The 3,070-nt window shown below is 61.7% G+C and carries 1 protein-coding gene and 1 pseudogene; both read left to right on the top strand.

Going from position 1 to position 3,070, the window contains the following annotated elements; all coding sequences use genetic code 11:
- Positions 1-686 precede the first annotated feature (686 nt).
- A complete protein-coding gene (locus tag HMI57_RS18230) occupies positions 687-1,253 on the top strand; it encodes a hypothetical protein (RefSeq protein ID WP_171587412.1) in 567 nt (188 codons plus the stop codon).
- A 336-nt stretch (positions 1,254-1,589) separates the two neighbouring features.
- Positions 1,590-2,856 (top strand): annotated as a pseudogene (locus tag HMI57_RS18225) (IS110 family transposase).
- The last annotated feature ends 214 nt before the right edge of the window (positions 2,857-3,070 follow it).

Below are 3,070 nucleotides of genomic sequence, written 5' to 3'. Positions count from 1 at the left end.
CCAAACAGAACCAAACAGTTCCATCATCGCTCCGGAGCAACTTTTCAAACTTACCCGAACTGGGAAGCTTTAGCAAATCGGCGTTTCCGCGATTTTCGCTTACCCGGTGGGTCCCTACCTGCTTCAGTTGCACGCTTCAAGCGTGCCATTTACAGGCTGTTTGTAAGGGGTCGGTCGCTATCCTTCCGCTTCAGCGGCGGCGACTTGTTCTACTTTACACACCACATGGGCTCGCGCCAAATCGGCCTTCCCAGAGCACTGGCGGGGGGCCTTGGGATACCCTGAACCCCGGATTTCTGCGGATTACCAAGGGGCGAAAGCCTCAGCGGGCACGCTGTTTCGCCCTCCGGTATGCCAGGGCTATTAGGTGGGCTACGTCACCCTCTTGCGTTCGCCCTTCCGAGACCCAGTCCGGCACAACAACCAGCGGATTGATGCCTGGGAAACTTTCAACAGTGCACTCGACTCTGGGGGACAGGCTAACCTCGATCGACGATCTGCTCCCCGTCGGGCGCCGCGTCCGAGCCCTCTCTGGCTGGTGGCCTGGCCCTGGTCCCTCCACGCTGCGCCGCGAGATCACTAGGAACCATGTCCGGGCGCACCTCCGCCACCGGCTGATCTGGATTCAAGACCCCGTTGGGGTTCGTTCTTGCTCCGCCGGCCCCCGGGCGCTTTAGGATCAACACATGGCCCCCGCGATCAAGAAGCCCTCGCCTCTCGGGAAGTGGGAGACAGCCCTCGTGCGGGCGAATTGGTGGGTTCTCCTTGGTGGCATGCTCGGCCTGGGTATACTCGGCGAGCTCCTTGGCTTTTGGTTATCGCTCGTACTCGTAGTAGCCCTACTGGGAGCCTTCGCCCTTGCCGTCGGACGCCTGGCAGGGGCGGAGAGGCAGGCACGCCTCCTCCGTGATGTGGAGCGCGGGCTCATCGAATGCGCGATCCGTTACCCCAGGGCCATCCCCAGTTCACTCCGCAGCAGGTGGGAACGGGGGTTCGCCGAAGTAGAGACGGGGACTATCAGGTTCCTTCCGCTCTCAGCAGGGATGGGCGCCCCCGCAGCGGAGGTAAGGGAGTTCAACGGGCTGCACTTCCTCGGGCTCCTCAATCTTCCCCCTAAGAAACCGACGGACCTGACTCGATCGTGGAAGATCGCCGCAATTGCAACCGACAAAGGCGACCTCGAGATAGCGTCCGGGGAAGCTGGACTGGCCTTGCTGTCCGGCCATACAGACGACAGCCCCGGCCCTTCCTAGGAACCCACCCCAGTCCATGCCCGATCGCCGACCTGGACAAGCCGCCACTCAGCCGAGTGCGACCAGCTTCAGGACGTGACTACAGTGCGGGCTTTTGACCCACTCGAGGTTAGCCCTTGGCGGGCGCCGGCTATAGTCCTTCCCACCCCGTTACCTTTTTCGTAGCCCGTTCCTGTTGGAGGATATGGGTGTGCTGGCCTGCTAGCCCCGACATAATTGCCGCCCCCAGTCACAGATGATCCGGGGGGGGGGGGGAGGGTGTTGTCACCGGGGTTGGTAGGTGCCAGAGAGACCGCTGATAGATGCAGGACAGGTCGAAGGTCGTGCGTAACGTGGATGCCGGGCTCTGACACCGCGGGTAGTCCAGCACTGAACTAATTGGTGCTGCGACTAGGAGGAAGGGGGAGAGGGCAACCACGAAAGCATTGATGTGTTCATCGGTCTGGACGTCGGTAAAGGCGAACATCACGCTGTTGCTTTGGACCGATCAGGGAAGAAGCTCTTCGATAAAGGTCTGCCCAATGATGAGGCCTGGATGCGTAAGATCCTTTACTCGCTGAACCGACACGGCTGCCTGCCGTTAGTTGTTGATCAGCCGGCCACAATCGGGGCCCTCCCCGTCGCTGTTGCTCAAGCAGCTGGCGTTACTGTCGGCTACCTGCCCGGGTTGGCGATGCGCCGGATCGCTGACTTGCACCCGGGCGAAGCGAAAACCGATGCCCGAGACGCGTTCATCATCGCCGAGGCCGCCCGGTCCGTGCCCCACACGCTGCGATCAATCCAAGTCGCCGACGAACAGCTCGGCGAGCTGACGATGCTTTGCGGCTTCGACGACGACCTCGCTAAACAAGCCACCGCCACGTCAAACAGGATCCGAGGTTTGCTGACACAGATCCACCCGGCCCTGGAAAGAGTCCTTGGCCCACGCCTGGACCACCCAGCCGTGCTGGATCTACTGCGTACCTGGCCTACCCTCGAAGCGTTACGCCATGCCGGTCGACGCCGAATCGGGAACCGGCTGACGAAACTAGCACCCCGCATGGGGGAACGCCTCGCCGCGGACATCATCACCGCCCTCGATCAGCAAACAGTCACCGTCGTGGGAACCAACGCGGCAACCATCGTGCTACCCCAGCTAGCCAGAATGCTCGCCGACATCAGAGAATCCCGGGACACGGTCTTCACCAAGGTCGAAACCCTCGTGGAGGCCCACCCTCTTCACCCAGTCCTGACATCGCTCCCGGTGGTCCGTGTCAGGACCGCAGCGCGAATCCTCACCGAGATCGTCGGGAAAGACTTCGCCTCCGCCGGACATCTGGTTTCCTACGCCGGCCTCGCCCCCGTGACCTGGCGGTCCGGAACATCCATCCGCGGGGACCACCCGTCACGGAAAGGAAACAAAATCCTCAAAAGAGCCCTGTTCCTCTCCGCCTTCGCGGCGCTGAAAGATCCACCATCCAGGGCCTACTACGACCGAAAACGGGCCGAAGGTAAAAGACATAACCAAGCACACATCGCCCTCGCCCGCCGCCGCTGCGACACCCTCTTCGCCATGCTCAGAGACGGAACCCCCTACGAACCACGACCGGCCACAGCCGCTTGACGAAAACCATAGAGGCCCCCCCGGATACAGGTAGACCCGTTCCATCGGCAGGTGTGAAGGCTGTTCGTCTGGAGAATGCGAAGCCCCAATGCTGGTGGATTAAACACGAAAGGCCCCACCGTGGGTGGAGCCTTGGTACCAGGACAATCTACAGGCCGATCTGCAGACCTGGCTGGCTGGTTTCTGGGTGTGGGTGGGGTGGTGGGTTAAGTGC

It is taken from the genome of Arthrobacter sp. 260, assembly GCF_013116745.1.
Taxonomy (GTDB): Bacteria; Actinomycetota; Actinomycetes; order Actinomycetales; family Micrococcaceae; genus Arthrobacter_D.
The sequence above is the reverse complement of the archived record's forward strand: the minus strand, read 5'-3'. Positions and strand labels throughout refer to the sequence as shown.

Bases quoted from the DNA above. Each gene is read 5' to 3' on its own strand.
- HMI57_RS18230 (WP_171587412.1), top strand. From the start codon at position 687: ATGGCCCCCGCGATCAAGAAGCCCTCGCCTCTCGGGAAGTGGGAGACA.